The organism is Streptomyces sp. NPDC021019 (genome assembly GCF_044333295.1).
Taxonomy (GTDB): domain Bacteria; phylum Actinomycetota; class Actinomycetes; order Streptomycetales; family Streptomycetaceae; genus Streptomyces.
The window spans coordinates 2,233,600-2,252,621 of record NZ_JBIRQR010000001.1 but is presented as its reverse complement, the minus strand read 5'-3'; the positions used below and the strand labels follow the sequence as shown (position 1 = coordinate 2,252,621).

Sequence of the window (19,022 nt, the reverse complement as noted above, 5' to 3'; positions counted from 1 at the left end):
ATGTTTCCCCTTCAGCCGTGCGTGCCCCCATTGTGCGTCAGCCTCCGGCGCCCCTGGACGATTAGACGATTTCGGGGGCCAGAACCAGCGGATCGCACGGGGGGCCCTCGTCGAGGAGCGTGCGCAGCAGCTCGGCGAGTCTGGTCGGGTACACCGTCTCACGCGTCGCGAGCAGTTCGGCGGAAGTCCACCACCTCAGACCGGCGACGCTGCGCAGTTCCAGGTCGGTGAGGCCCCGCGGAGCCGTCGCGGTCTGCGTCGTACGGGCCAGGTAGTACCACTCGTCCTGGTCCCAGCGTCGCCCGTCGAACGGGAAGGAACAGATCCGGGTCCAGAGCAGCGGGCCCAGCTCGATGTCCGTGATCCCGGTCTCCTCCTCCAGCTCGCGGCGGGCCGCCGCCTCCCGGGTCTCGTCGCCCTCCAGGCCCCCGCCCGGGGTGAACCACCAGGTGTCGTCCGGGTCGTCCGGCTCATGGCCGTGCAGCAGCAGGACGCGGTCGTCGGGGTCCAGGAGGACCACCCGGGCGACCCTGCGGGCCCAGGAGGTCATCGGGCCGCTCCGGCGGGGGTCCTCCGGCGGGCGAGACGCGCCGCCACGGGCCCGTACACCGCTCCGAGGAGGATCAGTACCGCTCCCACCACGATCGCGCCCAGCTGGAACCGCAGCGGCCCGGCGGCGGACACCCCGCCGGGCAGCGCGGCGAACGAGGAGGGCCGGTCGATCATGCCGTCCATCGGCCACGCCACCGCGTCCACCCGGGCCCGTACCGCGCTCAGGGGCACGGAGCCCTTGCCGGCGTCCTGGAGGTGGACCCGGGAGTCCAGGGAGGTGGCCCGTTCGTCGCCGAGCAGGAAGATCTGGCCCCGGGGCACGGTGGCGGAGAAGTCCTGGGGCGAGGCCGGAGCCTTCGTGCCCGGGGCCGCCGGGCCCCGGTCGAGGTAGGGCTCGTCGAGGGGGGTTCCGTTGACGGTGAGCCTGCCCTCCCGGTCGCAGCAGGCCACCTTGTCGCCGCCGATCCCGACGACACGCTTCACCATCGGTGTGGCGCCCCAGACCTCGTCGGTGAAGACCACCACGTCACCGCGCCGGACATCGGCGCCGTCTATCCGTTCGGCGAGTACCCGGTCACCGGGCCTCACCGTGGGCGACATCGAGTCGGTCGGGACCGTGTACGGCTGGTAGACCACCGCAGCCCAGACGAAACCGCCGAGGAAGAGCACACAGCCGACGGCCACGGCCAAGCCCGACACCATGGCGCCGAGCCGACCGCGGCCGTCTTCCTCGCGTCGTGTACCGCTCATCCCAGCGCCCCCCGTCGGAGATCGACAATCGCTGATCCGAGTCGGCACCCTACCCGGCGGTACGCCCTGCGGTCAGCCTCCGGCGGCGCCACAACACGAGGGGCACCGCTCCGGCTGCCCCCAGCGCCGCCGGCGCCATCGCGGCGGCCGCGTTGAGGCCGGGCTGGTCGAAGGTGTCGGGCACCGGGAGGGTCGCCCAGCGGCCCAGCGGCCAGGCGATGACGACGGCGCGGCCGACGACCTCGTCCGTGGAGACCGTGCCCTGTCCCGGAAGCTCCTGGTGGTAGCGCGAGTCCAGGGAGTTCTGCCGGTGGTCCCCCATGACGAAGATCCGGCCGTCCGGCACCTTGATCGGGCCGAAGGGCTTGTCGTTGCACGGGGTGTTCCCCGGGAAGATGAACGACTTCTCGTCCAGGCTCTTCCCGTTGACCGTGACCGGGCCGTTCTCCTTGCACTCCACGGTGTCACCGCCGACCGCGACGACCCGCTTGATCAGGTCTTTCTCCTCGGAGGACGGCATCAGGCCGATGAAGCTCAGGAACTTCTGCACCGCGTTGGGCTCCGGGGTCACGGTGTCCTCGAGCCAGCCGCCCGGGTCGTGGAAGACCACGACCTCGCCGCGCTCCGGCTCCGAGCCGAACCACGGGGTCAGCTTGTCGACCAGCACCCGGTCACCCCGCTGCAGAGTGTTCTGCATGGAGTCCGAGGGGATCGAGAACGCCTGGACCAGGAACGTCTTGATCAGCAGCGCCAGAACCAGCGCGATACCGACGAGTAGCGGAAGCTCCAGCCAGAAAGAACGTTGCCTCCTGGCCGGCCTGCCGCCGTCGCCGCCCGGGGGGTCGCCCTCACCCTCCGGCGGGACCGCCGCCCCGCCCGCGGGAGACTCGTCGCGCTCCGGCCGGTCCTCGGGTTCGTCGTGTCCGGATCGTGCGCCGACCGCCAAATCCCCCACATCCACTCCTCAATACGTGCCACTGCCCGCGCCCGATCCGGTGCAGGCCCACCACTCCCATAACGAGCGGGAGTTCCGCAGGGGTCGGGAGCCGGACCATTCCATGGGGATCCGGAGGTGCCACACTATTCGACGGGGCCAAAGCCGCCGCCTCCGGTGCGCGCGCGTCCGGGACCGCGCTGAACGCGTCGCGCTGTTCCAGGGTGCTCCAGTGGCCCAACGGCCAGGCGATCACGACGGCCCGCCCCACGACCTCCTCCTCGGAGACCGTGCCCCGGTCGGGTTCGTCGAGGTGGAAGCGTGAGTCGGCCGAGTCGGACCGGTGGTCCCCCATCATGAACAGTCGACCCCGGGGAACCTTCACCTCGAACGAGATGGTCGAGGGCCGGTCGTCGGGGTGGAGGTACGTCTCGGCCAGCGGTACGCCGTTGACGGTGACCCGGCCGTCCTCGCCACAGCACTTCACGGTGTCGCCGCCGACCGCGACGACCCGCTTGATCAGGTCCTGTTCGTCGTCGGACGGCAGCAGCCCGATGAAGGTCAGCACCTCGGTGACCTGCTTGACGCCGATCGGCGGGTCCTTCTTCTCCGCGGGGTTCTCCTGCCGGAGCCAGCCGCCGGGGTCCTTGAACACCACGACGTCGCCGCGCTGCGGCTTCGATCCGAACCACGGGGTCAGCTTGTCCACGAGCACCCGGTCGCCGATCCGGATGGTCTGCTCCATCGACCCGGACGGAATGACGAACGCCTGCACCAGGAACGTCTTCAGGACGAGCGCGATCAGGAGCGCCACGACGACGAGGACGGGTATCTCCCGCACCGCGGACCCACGCCGCTTGCGCCGGACCTTCTTTGCCAGCCGACGGCGCTCCGCCCGGGTGGGCAGGGAGCGGGGCCCGGTGGGCCCGGCCCCGGTCGGCAGGGCCGCGTCGGGGCCGGGTGCGCCGCGCGGACGCCCGCGGTTACCCATGCGCCGCGCCGGGCGCCCGTACACCGTCGAAGGCGCCGGTCCCCACCAGCGAACCCGTCCGTGCGGGCGGCCAGCCCAGCCAGTCCACCCGCCCGGTCACCCGCTCGACGGGGACCATCCCGCCCCCGGGCGATCCGAGATGATCCCGGGAGTCGCTGGAGCGGCTGCGATGGTCGCCCATCATCCACAGGGTGCCGGCGGGGACCACGATGTCGAAGGGGACCCGGGAGGCGGTGTCACCGGGGTACACATACGGCTCGTCCACCGTCACGTCGTTGACCGCGAGCCTTCCCCGCGCGTCGCAGCAGACGACACGGTCACCGCCCACGCCCACCACGCGCTTCACGAAGTCGGTGTCGGCGGGCTCCGTGAGCCCCAGGGAGGAGGCCGCCCCGCGCACCAGCCCGGTCAGCGGGTTCGCGTCGGGATCCTCCCGTACGAACGAGCCGGTGCCGTCGAAGACCACCACGTCGCCGCGTTCGGGCTCGGTGCCGAATCGGTAGGCCAGCTTGTTGACGAGAACCCGGTCACCGACCCGCAGCGTGGGCTCCATCGAGCGGCTGGGAATCAGGAACGGCTGGATCACGTAGGAGCTGAACAGCAGCAGGACGACAGCGGCCAGGACCACTCCGGTGAGCACCCGGCGCCAGGACAGGACGGAGACGACACGGCCCCGTACGCGCGAGAAGCGCGACCTCTCCCCGGACCCCGCGTCGGGTTCCGGGGAGCGGTCGCGCTCCGAGTGCTGTGCTTGCGTGTCCATCGCGGCCGAAGCTTATCCGGCCATGCTGTGGACGGGTCACCCCCAGGGGGATGACCCGGCGGCTCAGCGGTCGCGCTTCTCCTTGATCTTCGCGGCCTTGCCGCGCAGCTCACGGAGGAAGTACAGCTTGGCACGGCGGACGTCACCGCGGGTGACGAGCTCGATCTTCTCGAAGATCGGGCTGTGCACCGGGAAGGTGCGCTCGACGCCGACGCTGAAGGAGACCTTGCGGACCGTGAAGGTCTCGCTGACGCCCGAGCCCTGGCGGCGGATGACGATGCCCTTGAACTGCTGGATACGGGAGCGGTTGCCCTCGATCACGCGCACGTGGACGTTGACGGTGTCGCCGGGGCGGAACGCCGGGAGGTCCGAACGGAGGGTGGCGGCGTTGACGCCATCGAGCAGGGAAGTCATTGGTTGCTGCTTTCTTCGCCGATGCCACAGGTCATCGACGGAATGTCGTTGAGGAGTTCGGAGTGCTGATCGCGTCGGGCGGGCGTCTTTCCCCCTGTGGCAGGGGCGCACACCGGACGTACAGCAGCGGCCTATTCTTCCACGGCGGTGGGCCTGCGCCAAAATCGGCCGCCGGGCTCCGGTGCGAAGCCGAGGATGGAGAGGATCTCGCGGTCCTTCTTGTCGAAGGCGCTTGCCTCGCACCGCTCGATCAGGTCGGGCCGGTTGAGTGCCGTGCGGGCGAAGGCCTGGTCCCGCCGCCAGCGGGCGATCTTGCCGTGGTGGCCGCTGAGCAGGACGTCCGGGATGGAGCGGCCGCGCCACTCGGGCGGCTTGGTGAAGACCGGTCCCTCCAGGAGGTTGGCCATCGCGCCCGGGGCGAAGGAGTCGTCCCGGTGGGACTCGGCGTTGCCGAGGACGCCCGGCAGCAGTCGGGCCACGGCCTCCGTGATCACCAGGACGGCCGCTTCCCCGCCGGCCAGGACATAGTCCCCGATGGAGACCTCGACGACGCGCAGCCGGGTGGCGTACTCGTCGATCACCCGGCGGTCGATGCCCTCGTACCGGGCCGGAGTGAAGACGAGCCAGGGCTCGGCGGAGAGTTCGACGGCCAGTTCCTGGGTGAAGGGCCGGCCGCTGGGCGTGGGCACGACGAGCACCGGGGAGTGTGCCCCGGCCTCGTAGCCGTCGGCCAGGGCCTCGTCGAGCGCCTCGCCCCAGGGCTCGGTCTTCATGACCATGCCGGGGCCGCCGCCGTAGGGGGTGTCGTCGACCGTGTTGTGCCGGTCGTACGTCCACTCCCGCAGGTCGTGGACGTGGACGTCCAGCACGCCGCGGGCGCGGGCCTTGCCGACGAGGGAGACGTTCAGCGGTTCCAGGTACTCCGGGAAGATCGTGACGACGTCGAGCCGCATCAGGCGTCGCCCTTCGGCGCCTCGTCCGCGTCCCCGGCGGCCTCTTCCTCTTCTTCGCGCGAGGAGGCGACCACGGCCTCGCTCTCGTCGATCAGGCCGGGCGGCGGGGTGATCACCGCGCGCTGCTCCTCCAGGTCGATCTCGGAGACGATCTCCTCCACGAAGGGAATCATCACCTCGCTGCCGTCGGGGCGCTCCACGATGAACAGATCCTGCGAGGGCAGGTGGGAGATCTCGGTGATCCGGCCGATCCCGGTGCCGTCGGCGAGCACCACGTCGAGGTCGATCAGCTGGTGGTCGTAGAACTCGTCCTCGTCCTCGGGGAGCTCCTCCGGGTCCACCTCGGCGATCAACAGGGTGTTGCGCAGCGCCTCGGCGCCGGTGCGGTCGCGCACGCCTTCGAAGCGCAGCAGGAGCCTGCCACTGTGGACCCGACCCGTCTCGATGGTCAGCGGACCGGTCGCCGCCGGTTCGGTGGCCAGGACGGCGCCGGGTCCGAGCCGCAGCTCCGGCTCGTCCGTTCGTACCTCGACGGTGACCTCGCCCTTGATGCCGTGGGCGCGGCCGATCCGCGCGACTACCAACTGCACGCTGTTCTCCGATTGGTGGGGTGGGGACGTCGACGACCTGTCGGAAACGTCCGGGTGGCCGACGACAAAGGCCGGGGACGGCCCGAAGGCCCTCCCCGGCCCTGGCCGGTGTTCAACTCGCTTATCAGCGAACCTGGTCCACATCGACGAGGTCGACGCGGATCCCACGGCCGCCGATGGCACCCACGACCGTGCGCAGGGCGCGAGCGGTGCGGCCATTACGGCCGATCACCTTGCCGAGGTCGTCGGGGTGGACCCGGACCTCCAGCACGCGCCCGCGACGCAGGGTGCGCTCGGCAACCTGTACGTCGTCGGGGTTGTCGACGATGCCCTTCACGAGGTGCTCGAGAGCCTCCTCGAGCATGCTCAGGCCTCGGTCGACTCGGTGGACGCGGGGGCCTCAGCCGCCTCGTCCGCCTTCTTGTCGGACTTCTTGGCCTTGGGGGTGATGGCCTCACCCTTGGCCTCGTCGCCGTCCGAGGTCAGCGCCTCGAACAGCGCGCGCTTGTCAGCCTTGGGCTCCGGCTGCAGCAGCGGCGCGGGGGCCGGGAGGCCCTTGTGGGCCTGCCAGTCACCGGTGAGCTTCAGGATCGCGAGGACCGGCTCGGTCGGCTGGGCGCCGACGGACAGCCAGTACTGCGCGCGCTCTGCGTTGACCTCGATGCGCGAGGGGTTCTGCACCGGGTGGTACAGGCCGATCTCCTCGATGGCCCGGCCGTCACGGCGGGTACGGGAGTCGGCGACGACGATGCGGTAGTGAGGCGAACGGATCTTGCCCAGACGCTTCAGCTTGATCTTGACTGCCACGGAAGTGGTGTCTCCTGGTCTATGACGTGGTTGGGCACAACTAGATGCCACGTGGGGTTGCGGTACTCGGAGTGCCCGATGGACGCGTCAGCCGGAGGAGAGAGGGGTCCTGTGCGACTGTCGAGTACAGCTAGCCATTGTGCCACACCACATCGGCTCACCCCACCGCGACCGCCGCTTCCGGGATCCGGAACGGCTTGCCGCAGCCGCCGCAGACGATCGGCGCCTGCGCCAGGACCGACGGGACGACGCGGACGTTGCGTCCGCAGTCGCAGACGGCCTTGACCCGCACACCGCCCCCGGAGGAACCGTGCCGGGCGGCAGGTCCGCGGAAGGAGCGCTTGGTGTCGGCGGCGGTGGCGACGGTGTGCGCCTTGAGGGCGCGCTGCAGCCGTTCGGTGGTCGGGCGGTACCGGCGCTTGGCTTCCGGATTCAGCGTGACCAGCGAGAATCCGCTGCTGGGGTGGGGTTCCTCGGCATGATCGAGGCCCAGCTCCTCGGCGATCGCGAGGAAACGTCGGTTGTGGTAGCGGCCGGCGCGGGAGGTGTCTCGGACTCCTCTCGAGGCGGCGATGCCGTGGACTGCCTCATGGAGCAGTCGCTCGAAGGAGAGCTCGGCGCCACAGGCGGACGAGGACTCTCCGATCAGGGACTCGGGCGCGGCAAGATCGGGCAGCTCGGGGTGGTACCGCTGAATGTCGGCCCACGCCTGTGCCAGCTCTGCGGCAAGTACAGGTGGTGTCGTGCTCACGTCGTGACAACGAGCCCGAGGGCCCCGGTGTTCCTATTCCGGGGCATCCCAAATAATTTGCACGTACCAGTCAGTTGCCCTTGATGCGTCCGGACGAGGGCGGGTGCGCAGAACTGCGGAGAAGACGCACAGCTCACACCAAGGTGGTGCACAGCGCGCGGTACGCCCGGGCCCCGGAGGTGAGGAGCGTGGGCCGCCCGCGCTCCTGACGAATCCGCCCGAGAGCCTACCCGTCGCCGCGCTCGACGTGCCCGGCGCGGGGTGTCGGGTCAGACTGGTCGGAGAGCAGACGTGGCACGGGGCGCACGAACGGGGCACGCAAGCACTGCTCCACACCCCTGGACGGAACGGCGGATGCGCAGTTCTCTGGCTACGGGGTGCGGAACACACGCACACGGGGGACGTCCACTCGGGCACGACCGACCTCTTGGCGGATTGGGGCACTTTCCATGACACCAACGCTCGTCCGGAACCAGCCGGCCGCGGACGCCTCCGCGCCGGCGGACGCCGGTACCCGCGCACGCGACTGGGCCGAGATCCAGGAACGCATGCTCGCGCCGCTGTACGAGGCGGTGTACGACCGGATGGAGGTCGGGGCCGCCACCCGGATGCTGTCTCTCGGCTGCGGCTCGGGCCTGGCGATGCTCGTCGCGGCGACCCGGGGGGCGCACGTCACGGGTGTGGACTCCGACCGGGAGCGCCTGGCGCTGGCCCGGGCCAGGCTGCTGCCCGACGCCGACTGGGACGCCGCGCCCGCGCACTCCCCGCATCCGGCCCGCCGTCGGGCCCGGCTGCTGGAGGACGGGCAGCCCGCGCCCGTCGGCGCGGACGGCGCTCCGTACAACCTGATCACGGTCTTCGAGCCGATCGGCTGTGCGGCCGGGGACTCCGAGGGGCTGGTGCCGGCGCTGCGGTCGGCCGTGCCGCTGGCGGTCCGGGGCGCCTCGGTGGTGCTGACCGGGTGGGGGCCGCCGGAGCGCTGCGCGACGGCCGCGGTGCTGCGGGTGGCCGCACGGCTGGCGGAGTCCGCGCGTACGCCGCGTACCGACCCCGGCAGGTGGCGGCCCACACTCCGGGACGATCTGGAGGACGTGGCGGCGCGGGCCGGGCTGAAGCCGGACGGTTCGGGGCGGGTGTCCTGCCCGTTCGGCTACGCGGACGTGAACAGCGCGGTGCGCGGGCTGCTGTCCACCGGGCTCTTCGACGCCGCCGTACGGGCCACGGACCGCTCCCAGGTGGAGAAGGAGGTCGCGGAGGCCCTCCATCCGCACCGGCGGCAGGACGGCACGGTGTGGATGCCGAACGTCTTCCGCTATCTGGTCTGCGCGACCTGAGCCAACGGGAGCACGACACGCGTAAGGGGCGCCCTTGAGAAAGGGCGCCCCTTACGCGTGGTGCTCTGTTCGCGTTACATGAACTTCTTGAACTCGTCCGGCAGCTCGAAGTTCTTGTCCTCCTGGGCGGGCAGACCGAACGCGCCGCCCTGGGCCGCCTGCTCGCGGCGCTCGGCGGCGGCGGCCTCCTCGGCCTTGCGCTTCATGGGGTTGCCGCTCTTGCGCTTGCCCTTGGCCTGCTTGACCTGCTTCTTCTGACGGCCGGGGCCGCCGCCCATGCCGGGCATGCCCGGCATCCCGGGCATGCCGCCGCCCTGGGCCATCTTCGACATCATCTTGCGGGCCTCGAAGAAGCGCTCCACCAGGCTCTTGACCGCGGAGACCTCGACGCCCGAACCCTTGGCGATACGGGCACGGCGCGAACCGTTGATGAGCGTCGGCTCGGCGCGCTCCTTCGGGGTCATCGACTTGATGATCGCGGCGGTGCGGTCGATGTCGCGCTCGTCGATGTTGTTGATCTGGTCCTTGATCTGCCCCATGCCGGGCAGCATCCCGAGCAGCTTGGAGATGGAGCCCATCTTGCGGACCTGCTCCATCTGGGCCAGGAAGTCGTCGAGGGTGAAGTCCTTGCCACCCTTGCTCGACTGGAGCTTCGAGGCCATTTTGGCGGCCTCTTCCTGGCTGAACGTCTTCTCCGCCTGCTCGATCAGGGTGAGCAGGTCGCCCATGTCGAGGATGCGGGAGGCCATCCGGTCCGGGTGGAACGCGTCGAAGTCCTCCAGCTTCTCGCCGTTCGACGCGAACATGACCTGCTTGCCCGTGACGTGGGCGATCGACAGGGCCGCGCCACCGCGGGCGTCGCCGTCGAGCTTGGAGAGCACCACGCCGTCGAAGCCGACGCCGTCGCGGAAGGCCTCGGCGGTGTTGACCGCGTCCTGACCGATCATCGCGTCGACGACGAAGAGGATCTCGTCGGGGCTGACGGCGTCGCGGATGTCCGCGGCCTGCCGCATCAGCTCCTGGTCGATGCCGAGGCGGCCGGCGGTGTCGACGATGACGATGTCGTGGACCTTGGCCTTGGCGAACTCGATGGAGTCCTTGGCGACCTGGACCGGGTCGCCGACGCCGTTGCCCGGCTCGGGGGCGTACACCGCGACGCCGGCGCGCTCGGCGACGACGCTCAGCTGGTTGACGGCGTTGGGGCGCTGGAGGTCGCAGGCGACGAGCAGCGGGGAGTGGCCCTGGCCCTTGAGCCAGAGGCCGAGCTTTCCGGCCAGCGTCGTCTTACCGGCGCCCTGGAGACCGGCGAGCATGATCACGGTGGGCGCGGTCTTGGCGAACCGCAGCCGCCGGGTCTCGCCGCCGAGGATGGAGACGAGCTCCTCGTTGACGATCTTGACGACCTGCTGGGCGGGGTTCAGCGCCTGGGAGACCTCGACGCCGCGCGCCCGCTCCTTCACGTTGGCGATGAAGGCCCGGACCACGGGCAGGGCGACGTCGGCTTCCAGCAGGGCGATACGGATCTCGCGTGCCGTGGCGTCGATGTCCGCCTCGGACAAGCGGCCCTTGCCCCTGAGGTTCTTGAAAGTCGCGCTAAGGCGGTCGGAGAGAGTATCGAACACGGCGCTCGTCGGTCCTCAGGGTCGGGGGCGGGGCAGGTCAGTCGCCCTCCAGGGTATCCGTCCCCCGGGGAACGCCAAGCCCTCGGCCGGATCGGAGGCCCGGCGAGGGTTCGATGTCAGGGTCGCGCCGGTCGGCCGAGGGCCTTCTCGACCTCCCTGGCGACCTCGGCGGCCCGGGCCGGGGGCAGGGGTTCGTCGTCGGTCCCGGTGACGTAGAAGGCGTCCACGGCGTTGGCGCCGAGGGTGGAGACATGGGCGCTGCGCACGCGTACCGCGCTGCCTTCCAGGGCGGTGCCGATCCGGTGGAGCAGACCCGGGGCGTCCTGGGCGCGGACCTCGATGACGGTGGCGCGCCGGGAGCCTGCGGCGGCCACGGTCACCCGGGGCGGCGGGGCCTTCACGCCGCGCCGGCGCGGGTAGGCGGCCTCGCGCTCGGCGAGGCGGGCGCGGATGTCCAGGGAGCCGTCGAGGGCGCGTACGAGGTCGGCGCGGAGGCGGGCGGCCTGCGGGAGGGCCCCGTACTCGGCGGCGACCCGCCAGCTGAGCAGGAGCAGGTCCGCCCGTTTCCCCAGCTCGTCGGGGAGCTCCACCGCACGCAGGTCGGCGGCGCGCACGGTGAGGCGGTTCAGGGCGAGGACTCCGGCGGCGGCGGGCAGCACGCCGGGGCGGTCGGGCAGGGCGATGAGGAGCTCGACGCCGACGGGTTCCACTTCGCCGTCCCCGGCCGGCTCCTCGGGCCGGGTGTGCAGGGTGAGGACGGGTTCGCCGGTGCGCAGGGCCTCGATGGCGAGGCGTTCGTGCTCGGCGCCGGGCGCGGCCTCCGGCGACTCGTCGGGGGACTCCCCGGCGAGGACGGCGGCGACGCGTGTGACGAGGTCGGTGACGAGGGAGGCGCGCCAGGAGCTCCAGGCGGCGGGCCCGGTGGCGAGCGCGTCGGCCTCGGTGAGGGCGTGCAGCAGTTCCAGCGTGGAGGCGCTGGAGACGGCTTCGGCGACCGACCGCACGGTGGCGGGGTCGTCGAGGTCGCGCCGGGTGGCGGTCTCGACGAGCAGCAGATGGTGGCGTACGAGGGTGGCGATGACGCCCACGTCGTGGGGGTCGAAGCCGACGCGGGTGGCCATGTCCCGGGCGATGACCTCGCCGGCCACGGAGTGGTCGCCGGGCCGGCCCTTGCCGATGTCGTGCAGGAGGGCCGCGACCAGGAGGAGGTCGGGGCGGTGGACGCGGCGGGTGAGGAAGGAGGCGCGGACGGCGGTCTCCACGAGGTGCCGGTCGACGGTCCAGGTGTGGACGGCGTTGCGCTGGGGGCGGCAGTGGACGCGTTCCCAGTCGGGCAGCAGCCGGGTGATGATCCCTTCCGCTTCGAGCGCCTCCCAGACGCCGACGGTGGCCTCCCCCGCGCCGAGCAGGGTGACGAGTTCCTCGCGGGCCTCGGAGGGCCAGGGGACCGGCAGCGGCTGGGCGGTGGCCGCCAGGTGGCGTACGAGGTGCCGGGAGAGCGGGAGCCCGGCCTCGGCGGCGGCCGCGGCGGCGCGCAGGGTCAGGACCGGGTCGCGTTCGGGGCGGGCGGCGCGGGCGAGGACCACTTCGCCGTCCGCGTCCACCACGCCGTCGGCGAGCGGGGTGCGCTCGGGGGCGGCCTTGGAGCCGAGCCCGCCGCTGAGGAGGGCGCGGAGCCTCGGGCGGGCGGAGCGGGCGCGCAGGACCCGGTTGACCTCGCGCCAGGTGACGTCGGTGGCGTACGAGACGGTGCGGGCGGCCTCGTAGACCTTGCGGAGCAGGGCGTCGGCGTCGAGGAGGCCGAGTGCCTGGGCGACCTGGTCCTGTTCCTGGAGGGCGAGGCGGTCGGTGGCGCGCCCGGTGGTGAGGTGGAGGGCGTCGCGGGCGTCCAGAAGGGTGCGGCGGGCCTCGGTGAGGCCTTCGCGGGGGGCGTCGGCGACCCAGGAGGCGGCCACGGCGCGCAGGGCGGTGGCGTCGCGGAGGCCGCCGCGGGCCTCCTTGAGGTCGGGTTCCAGGAGGAACTGGAGCTCGCCCATCCGCTCGGCGCGCTCCTGGCAGAGCTCGTGGAGGGCGGGGAGGCGCTTGGGGGCCTGGTTGCGCCAGTCGGCGAGGATCGCGGTGCGCAGGGAGGCGACGAGGCCGAGGTCGCCGGCGACGGGGCGGGCGTCCAGCAGGCCGAGCTGGACCTTGAGGTCCTCGCCCGCGGTCCTCCTGGCCTCGCCGGGGGTGCGTACGGAGTGGTCGAGGGCCAGGCCCAGGTCCCAGACCGGGTACCAGACGGAGTCGGCGAGGGCGGCGAGGGCCGCCGCGTCGGCGCTGCCGTCGTGCAGGAGGAGCAGGTCGAGGTCGCTGCGCGGGGAGAGCTCGCCGCGGCCGTAGCCGCCGACGGCGACGAGGGCGACGCCCCGTACCCCGGCGCGTGGAGCGGCGGTGGTGAAGAGGGCGGTGAGCCAGTCGTCGGTGAGGCGGGCGAGGGCCGCACGGCGCGGCGGCCCGGACCGCGCCTCCTGCTGGAGGAGGCGCAGCCGGGCCGCCGCGTAGCCGCTGGGTCCCGGGCCTTCGGTCGCGGTGGTCACTTCGGTGCGCGTCACCCAGCTGCCTTTCGTGTGCGGGCCGTGGTCAGAGGGCGTCCGGGCCGCGCTCGCCGGTCCGTACGCGGACGGCGGTCTCGACCGGGACGCTCCAGACCTTCCCGTCACCGATCTTGCCGGTACGGGCGGCCTTGACGACGACCTCGATGAGCTGTTCGGAGTCCTCGTCCTCGACGAGGACCTCGATGCGGACCTTGGGGACCAGGTCGACGGTGTACTCGGCGCCCCGGTAGACCTCGGTGTGGCCGCGCTGCCGCCCGTAGCCGCTCGCTTCGGTGACGGTGAGCCCGTGGACGCCGAAGGCCTGGAGGGCCTCCTTGATCTCGTCCAGCCGGTGGGGCTTCACGACCGCGGTGATGAGCTTCATACGTCCACCTTCTGTGCCTTCGGTGCTGCCGTCGGGTCGGTCGCGGGGGCGGTGGTGCGGGAGATTGTGCCGCCGCCGGCGCCGCTGAAGTCGTACGCCGTCTCGGCGTGCTCGACCTGGTCGATGCCGGAGATCTCGTCGTCCTCGGAGATCCGCATCCCGATCGTCCTGTCGAGCAGGAGGGCGATGAGGGCGGAGACGACCAGAGAGTACGCGAGGACGGCGACGACGCCGATGGCCTGCTTGCCGAGCTGTTCGAGGCCGCCGCCGTAGAAGAGGCCCTTGGCGTCGGACTGGACGCCGCCGGTGGCGAAGAAGCCGACCAGGAGGGAGCCGATGATGCCGCCGACGAGGTGGACACCGATGACGTCGAGGGAGTCGTCGTAGCCGAACCGGTACTTCAGGCCGACCGCCATGGCGCACAGGACACCGGCGATGACGCCGATGGCGATGGCGCCGAGCGGGCTGACGGAGCCGCCCGCCGGGGTGATGGCGACCAGTCCGGCGACCGCGCCGGAGGCGGCGCCCAGGGTGGTGAAGGAACCGTGGCGCAGTTTCTCGTAGACGAGCCAGCCGAGGACGGCCGCGGCGGTGGCGACCTGGGTGTTCAGGAACATGACCGCGCCGACGCCGTCGTCGTTGCCGAGCCAGGATCCGGCGTTGAAGCCGAACCAGCCGAACCACAGGAGAGCCGCGCCGAGCATGACGAGCGGCAGGCTGTGCGGCCGCATCGGGTCCTTCTTGAAGCCGACGCGCTTGCCGATGACGAGGATGACGCCGAGGGCGGCGGCGCCGGCGTTGATGTGGACGGCCGTCCCGCCGGCGAAGTCGATGACGCCCATCTCGAAGAGCCAGCCGCCGGCGCCCCAGACCCAGTGGGCGACGGGGAAGTAGACGACGGTGACCCACAGGACGATGAACACCGCCCAGGCCGTGAACTTCACCCGGTCGGCGAGGGCGCCGCTGATCAGGGCGGGGGTGAGGACGGCGAACATCAGCTGGAAGACGGCGAAGACGTAGACCGGGATGGTGTAGCCGTCCCAGAGTTCGGTGACGCCGATGTCGCTGAGGCCGACGTAGTCGGAGCTCCAGCCGATGACCGAGCCGACGTCGGTGCCGAAGGCGAGGCTGAATCCGTAGAGCACCCACAGGATCGTGACGATCCCGAGGCTGATGAAGCTCATCATCAGCATGTTGAGGGTGCTCTTGACGCGGACCATGCCTCCGTAGAAGAAGGCGAGGCCGGGGGTCATGAGCATCACCAGGGCCGAGCAGATGAGCATGAACCCGGTGTTGGCGGCAGACAGCTCGGGGGCGTCTGCGGCAAGCGTCGTGATGCCTGGGGGCATCGGCGTCTCCTCGTCGTCGGTGCGGCCGCGGCGTGCGGGGGAATGCTGCGGGACCACTGGGAAGGTGCGGGCCGGCTGATGGGTCGGGTGCGGGCCGGTTATGAGCCACGAGGTTGACGGAGGGCCGTTTCCGGGGATGCCGCACGATGTTTCGCGAGCGTGACGAAGAGGGATCGCGTGTTACGGCCCCATGAATCCGGGGTGGCGCGTCCGGTGCGCTGCCTACCCTGCCGCGCACGCCGCATACGGAGCGGTTGAAACGCCCAAGGGGTGGAAAACACGAAACCGGCCACGGCGGCCCTCCGGGTGACCAGGCAGCGGGGGAGCCGGGTCGGGCTGTACGGAAGGGGCGCCGCGGCCGGGGCCGAGGAGCGCCGGTCAGACCGCTTCGACGGTCTCCGGCAGCTGTTCGTGGAGCAGCTCGGTGAGCCGGGCGACTTCGGCGACGTCGCCGAAGTCCCTGGCAGCGGTGTCGACGGTCTTGCGCAGGCGGGTGTTCACCCGCTCGGAGCGGACCTTCTTGGCGATCTTCAGGGCTCGGGCGGCGAGCACGGTGGACTGCTCGGGCTCCCGCTGGAGGAGATGGACGGTGGCCATGCCGATGAGGTTGAGCGCGTAGGAGCGCTGGTGCTCGTCGTCCTCGCCGAACAGCTCGACGGCCTTGTCCATGACGGGCTGGGCGAGCGAGGCGTACGTGGGGCTGCGGCCGGCGACGTAGGCCAGGTCCCGGTAGGAGTGGGCGTTCTCCCCGTTCAGCTCCGCCTCGGAGAAGAAGCGGATCCAGTCGGGCTCCGGCTCGCCGTCGAGACCCGCGTCCAGGAAGGTGTCCTCGGCCATCCGGACGGCGCGCTTGCACTTGCTGGGCTGGCCCATGTTGGCGTAGGCGCGGGCCTCCATCGCGTACAGCATCGCCTGCGTGCGGGAGGTGGCGCAGTCGCGGCTGCCGTACTGCGCGAGGTGGATCAGTTCCAGGGCGTCGTCGGGGCGGCCCAGGTGGATCATCTGGCGGCTCATGCTGGACAGGATGTAGCTGCCGAGCGGCTTGTCCCCGGCTTCCTTGGCGGCGTGCAGGGCGAGCACGAAGTACTTCTGGGCGGTGGGCTGGAGGCCGACGTCGTAGCTCATCCAGCCCGCCAGCTCGGCCAGTTCGGCGGCGCAGCGGAAGAGGCGCTGGGCGGTGGGGCCCGGCTGGGGCTCCTGGAGCAGGTCGGTGACCTCGTGCAGCTGTCCGACGACGGCCTTGCGGCGCAGTCCGCCGCCGCACTGGGCGTCCCACTGCCGGAACATCGCGGTGGTCGACTCCAGCAGGTCCAGCTCGGGCCGGGAGAGCCGGGAGGGGCGGTGGGCGGCGGCGGGGGTCTCCGGTTCGCCGGGGCTCCGGGCGGGGACGGGCACCAGCCAGCGCTGCATCGGCTCGATGAGGGCGGGCCCCGCGGCCAGCGCCAGCGAGCTGCCGAGGAAGCCGCGCCGGGCCAGCATCAGGTCGCTGCGGGAGAACTCGCTGAGCAGGGCGACGGTCTGGGGGCCGGCCCAGGGCAGGTCGACTCCGGCCACCGAGGGTGACTGGTGGGCGGTGCGCAGCCCGAGCTGTTCGATGGCGACCACGGTGCCGAAACGCTCCGAGAACAGCTCGGAGAGGATGCGCGGGATCGGCTCGCGCGGCTGTTCCCCGTCGAGCCAGCGCCGCACGCGCGAGGTGTCGGTGCTGATGTGGAGAGCGCCCATCTGCCGCGCCCGCCGGTTCACCTGGCGTGCCAGCTCGCCCTTGGACCAGCCACTGCGCACGAACCACGACCCCAACTGCCCGTTGGGGCGCTTCCCGGTATCCGTGTCGCCTGCGCCGCTGCCACTCACTGGAACGCCCCCATCCCGCCGAAACCTCATCGCGCGAACCATTATCAGAATGCCGTGCATCGGCGCTGTCCGTACGGGAGTTGCAGCCCCATCGATATCACCGACGTCATCGAACAGGAAATCGGGTTGCCCGCGGCATACCCGTGAGCGCACATACTCCCAGGGTTCGCGTACCGACGGTAATCCTACGATCACCCCTCCCGCGAGGGGGATTGAGGAAACGCCACCATTCGCCACCCCTTCGAATGAACCCGACTGCCGCTGGGCGCGCTTGACTTGAGCAACCAGGACCGAGGGCGGACGGACGGACACACTCGGGGGCGCGCACTCCGTGACGCACTCCCTTGCGCACTACCGCGCACGCCACTCGATCGAGTTTCAGCGACGGAGGGTTACCCGGGCAACGCGGGTCGTAACCACCGGCGAGCCGGACCCGTTGGAGGGGGCATGGGCTTCACGATCGGCGGCATCCGGGAGATGCGTTCCGGTGCGCGGCGACGCCACCGCGGCGCCGCGGGCACGGCGGTGGCCGAGTACACGGGGCTCTGGGGCTGGGCGGTGACGCCCGGAGCACGGGCCGAGGCCGGCGCCTGCTCATGCGGCGAGCCGGCCTGCCCGGCCCCCGGAGCCCACCCGCTGGGCTTCGCCCGGGAGGTCCCCGCGGGCACGGGCCTGGACCGCGCGTCGGACGCCTGGGCCGAGACGCCGGGAGCGGCGATGCTGCTCCCGGTGGGCCGCGCCTTCGACGTCCTGGAGGTCGCGGAGGGGGCCGGGCGGCGCGCCCTGGTGCGGATGGAGCGGATGGGGCTGCCGTCGGGACCGGTCACGGTGACGCCGACCGGGCGGGCGCAGTTCCTCGTCGCCCCCGGAGCCGCCGCCGAGCTGCCCGAGCTGCTCTACCGGATGGGCTGGGACGACGCCGGCCTCGATCTGCGCGCCCTCGGCCCCGGGGCCCACATCACCGCCCCGCCCTCCGACCTCGGCGGCCTCGGCCCGGTCCGCTGGCTGCGACCCCCGCTGCTGGACACGGCGGCCGCTCCCCCGCAGGCGCGGCTGCTGCTGGGGACACTGGCGTACGTCTGTCACCGCTCGTAGCGCTCTCGGCGGGCACTACGAGCGGCGGACGGGCGGCAGGCTCCTCACAGGAGCCGCCGCCCGTCCGCCGTACCGGACGCGAGGTGGGTCAGTCGCCGATCAGGGCGTCGACGAAGGCGCCCGGCTCGAACGGGGCGAGGTCGTCCGCCCCTTCACCGAGGCCGATCAGCTTCACCGGTACGCCCAGCTCGCGCTGGACCGCGATGACGATGCCGCCCTTGGCGGTGCCGTCGAGCTTGGTGAGGACGATGCCGGTGATGTCCACGACTTCCGCGAACACCCGGGCCTGGACGAGGCCGTTCTGTCCGGTGGTGGCGTCCAGGACGAGCAGGATCTCGTCCAGCGGACCGTGCTTCTCCACGACGCGCTTGACCTTGCCCAGCTCGTCCATGAGGCCGGTCTTGGTGTGCAGGCGGCCCGCGGTGTCGATGAGGACGACGTCCGCGCCCTCGGCGATGCCTTCCTTGACCGCGTCGTAGGCGATCGACGCCGGGTCGCCGCCCTCGGGCCCGCGGACCGTGCGCGCGCCGACCCGCTCGCCCCAGGTCTGGAGCTGGTCGGCGGCGGCGGCGCGGAAGGTGTCGGCCGCGCCGAGCACCACGCTGCGGCCGTCGGCGACGAGCACCCGGGCCAGTTTGCCGGTGGTGGTGGTCTTGCCGGTGCCGTTGACGCCGACGACCATGACGACGCCGGGGGTCTCGGCACCGCCCTCGGTCCTGACCTCGCGGTCGAAGTCCGGGCCGAGCAGCGTGATCAGCTCTTCGCGGAGCAGGGTGCGCAGGTCCTCGGGGGTGCGGGTGCCGAGCACCCTCACGCGCTCGCGGAGCCGCTCGACCAGTTCCTGGGTGGGGGCGACGCCGACGTCGGCGGTAAGGAGGGTGTCCTCGATCTCCTCCCAGGTGTCCTCGTCGAGGTTGTCGCGGGAGAGCAGGGTGAGGAGCCCCTTGCCCAGCGAGTTCTGCGAGCGGGCGAGGCGGGCCCGCAGGCGGACGAGCCGGCCGGCCGTGGGCTCGGGGACCTCCAGCGCGGGCGGCGCGGGGGCCTCGGCGACCGGGGCCTCCTCCGCGGGCGCGGTGGCGTCCGGGAGGCCGACTTCGTCGATGGTGCGCCGCGCTTCGTCGCGCGGCGTCTCGGCCTCCTCGCCGACCTGCGGTTCGGCGGGAGGAGTGATGGTCGGCGCGCTCGGCGGCGGGGGCGGCAGCTTCTTCTTGCGGCTGCCGACCACGAGCCCGCCGACCAGGCCGACAGCGACCAGGGCGATGACTACAGCGAGGATGACGATTTCGACGAGTTCCATAACCCGTC

19 protein-coding genes are annotated in these 19,022 nt (G+C 71.8%); 2 read left to right on the top strand and 17 right to left on the bottom strand.

The features are described 5' to 3' along the window. Positions 1 to 61: 61 nt before the first annotated feature. From ACH4RG_RS10400 to ACH4RG_RS10350, 11 genes are all read right to left on the bottom strand, one after another. A complete protein-coding gene (locus tag ACH4RG_RS10400; protein ID WP_397923952.1) occupies positions 62 to 550 on the bottom strand; it encodes an NUDIX hydrolase in 489 nt (162 codons plus the stop codon). Further along, positions 547 to 1,302, bottom strand: coding sequence for a signal peptidase I (gene lepB, locus ACH4RG_RS10395; protein WP_397923954.1), 756 nt, complete (start codon positions 1,300 to 1,302; stop codon positions 547 to 549). The genes ACH4RG_RS10400 and lepB (ACH4RG_RS10395) overlap by 4 nt, the downstream gene beginning before the upstream one ends. A 49-nt stretch (positions 1,303 to 1,351) precedes the next feature. After that, a complete protein-coding gene (lepB, locus tag ACH4RG_RS10390) occupies positions 1,352 to 2,248 on the bottom strand; it encodes a signal peptidase I (RefSeq protein ID WP_397924307.1) in 897 nt (298 codons plus the stop codon). Further along, a complete protein-coding gene (lepB, locus tag ACH4RG_RS10385) occupies positions 2,151 to 3,227 on the bottom strand; it encodes a signal peptidase I (RefSeq protein ID WP_398163131.1) in 1,077 nt (358 codons plus the stop codon). Before lepB (ACH4RG_RS10385) ends, lepB (ACH4RG_RS10390) begins: the two co-directional genes overlap by 98 nt. Beyond that, a complete protein-coding gene (lepB, locus tag ACH4RG_RS10380; protein ID WP_397923958.1) occupies positions 3,220 to 3,990 on the bottom strand; it encodes a signal peptidase I in 771 nt (256 codons plus the stop codon). Before lepB (ACH4RG_RS10380) ends, lepB (ACH4RG_RS10385) begins: the two co-directional genes overlap by 8 nt. A 63-nt stretch (positions 3,991 to 4,053) precedes the next feature. After that, positions 4,054 to 4,404 carry a 50S ribosomal protein L19 gene (rplS, locus tag ACH4RG_RS10375; protein ID WP_018960732.1) on the bottom strand — a complete coding sequence of 117 codons (351 nt, stop codon included), beginning with the start codon at positions 4,402 to 4,404 and terminating at the stop codon, positions 4,054 to 4,056. Positions 4,405 to 4,535: 131 nt separating this feature from the next. Then, positions 4,536 to 5,357 (bottom strand): tRNA (guanosine(37)-N1)-methyltransferase TrmD, encoded by an 822-nt coding sequence (gene trmD, locus ACH4RG_RS10370; protein WP_397923960.1) that lies wholly within the window; start codon positions 5,355 to 5,357, stop codon positions 4,536 to 4,538. Further along, positions 5,357 to 5,947: a ribosome maturation factor RimM gene (gene rimM / locus ACH4RG_RS10365; RefSeq protein ID WP_397923962.1), complete on the bottom strand. Its 591-nt coding sequence runs from the start codon at positions 5,945 to 5,947 to the stop codon at positions 5,357 to 5,359. The genes trmD and rimM overlap by 1 nt, the downstream gene beginning before the upstream one ends. Positions 5,948 to 6,071: 124 nt before the next feature. Beyond that, complete coding sequence (locus ACH4RG_RS10360) at positions 6,072 to 6,311, bottom strand: RNA-binding protein (RefSeq protein WP_003965959.1); 240 nt, start codon at positions 6,309 to 6,311, stop codon at positions 6,072 to 6,074. 2 nt (positions 6,312 to 6,313) lie between these two features. Continuing rightward, positions 6,314 to 6,754, bottom strand: a complete 441-nt coding sequence (gene rpsP, locus ACH4RG_RS10355; RefSeq protein ID WP_018960735.1) for a 30S ribosomal protein S16 — start codon at positions 6,752 to 6,754, stop codon at positions 6,314 to 6,316. Between the two features lie 157 nt (positions 6,755 to 6,911). Next, positions 6,912 to 7,505 carry a hypothetical protein gene (locus ACH4RG_RS10350; protein WP_397923964.1) on the bottom strand — a complete coding sequence of 198 codons (594 nt, stop codon included), beginning with the start codon at positions 7,503 to 7,505 and terminating at the stop codon, positions 6,912 to 6,914. A gap of 449 nt (positions 7,506 to 7,954) precedes the next feature. Between ACH4RG_RS10350 and ACH4RG_RS10345 the strand changes: the two genes are divergently transcribed. Beyond that, on the top strand, positions 7,955 to 8,839 hold the full coding sequence (locus tag ACH4RG_RS10345; RefSeq protein ID WP_397923966.1) for a methyltransferase domain-containing protein: 885 nt from the start codon (positions 7,955 to 7,957) through the stop codon (positions 8,837 to 8,839). A gap of 74 nt (positions 8,840 to 8,913) precedes the next feature. On the opposite strand, the gene ffh is transcribed toward ACH4RG_RS10345, so the two are convergent. The 5 genes from ffh to ACH4RG_RS10320 all read right to left on the bottom strand — a co-directional run bounded on the left by ffh (position 8,914) and on the right by ACH4RG_RS10320 (position 16,622). Beyond that, a complete protein-coding gene (ffh, locus tag ACH4RG_RS10340) occupies positions 8,914 to 10,461 on the bottom strand; it encodes a signal recognition particle protein (RefSeq protein ID WP_397923968.1) in 1,548 nt (515 codons plus the stop codon). 116 nt (positions 10,462 to 10,577) lie between these two features. Continuing rightward, on the bottom strand, positions 10,578 to 13,052 hold the full coding sequence (locus ACH4RG_RS10335; protein WP_398539351.1) for a [protein-PII] uridylyltransferase: 2,475 nt from the start codon (positions 13,050 to 13,052) through the stop codon (positions 10,578 to 10,580). A gap of 28 nt (positions 13,053 to 13,080) precedes the next feature. Then, positions 13,081 to 13,419 (bottom strand): P-II family nitrogen regulator, encoded by a 339-nt coding sequence (locus ACH4RG_RS10330; RefSeq protein ID WP_397923972.1) that lies wholly within the window; start codon positions 13,417 to 13,419, stop codon positions 13,081 to 13,083. Continuing rightward, on the bottom strand, positions 13,416 to 14,768 hold the full coding sequence (locus tag ACH4RG_RS10325) for an ammonium transporter (protein ID WP_397923974.1): 1,353 nt from the start codon (positions 14,766 to 14,768) through the stop codon (positions 13,416 to 13,418). Before ACH4RG_RS10325 ends, ACH4RG_RS10330 begins: the two co-directional genes overlap by 4 nt. A 378-nt stretch (positions 14,769 to 15,146) precedes the next feature. Continuing rightward, positions 15,147 to 16,622, bottom strand: coding sequence for a hypothetical protein (locus ACH4RG_RS10320; protein ID WP_397923975.1), 1,476 nt, complete (start codon positions 16,620 to 16,622; stop codon positions 15,147 to 15,149). Between the two features lie 447 nt (positions 16,623 to 17,069). On the opposite strand from ACH4RG_RS10320, the gene ACH4RG_RS10315 reads away from it, so the two are divergent. Then, positions 17,070 to 17,717: a bifunctional DNA primase/polymerase gene (locus ACH4RG_RS10315; RefSeq protein WP_397923977.1), complete on the top strand. Its 648-nt coding sequence runs from the start codon at positions 17,070 to 17,072 to the stop codon at positions 17,715 to 17,717. An 88-nt stretch (positions 17,718 to 17,805) separates the two neighbouring features. On the opposite strand, the gene ftsY is transcribed toward ACH4RG_RS10315, so the two are convergent. Next, the gene (ftsY, locus tag ACH4RG_RS10310; protein ID WP_397923979.1) at positions 17,806 to 19,014 is read right to left on the bottom strand and encodes a signal recognition particle-docking protein FtsY; all 1,209 of its coding nucleotides are present in this window, start codon (positions 19,012 to 19,014) and stop codon (positions 17,806 to 17,808) included. Between the last annotated feature and the right edge of the window lie 8 nt (positions 19,015 to 19,022).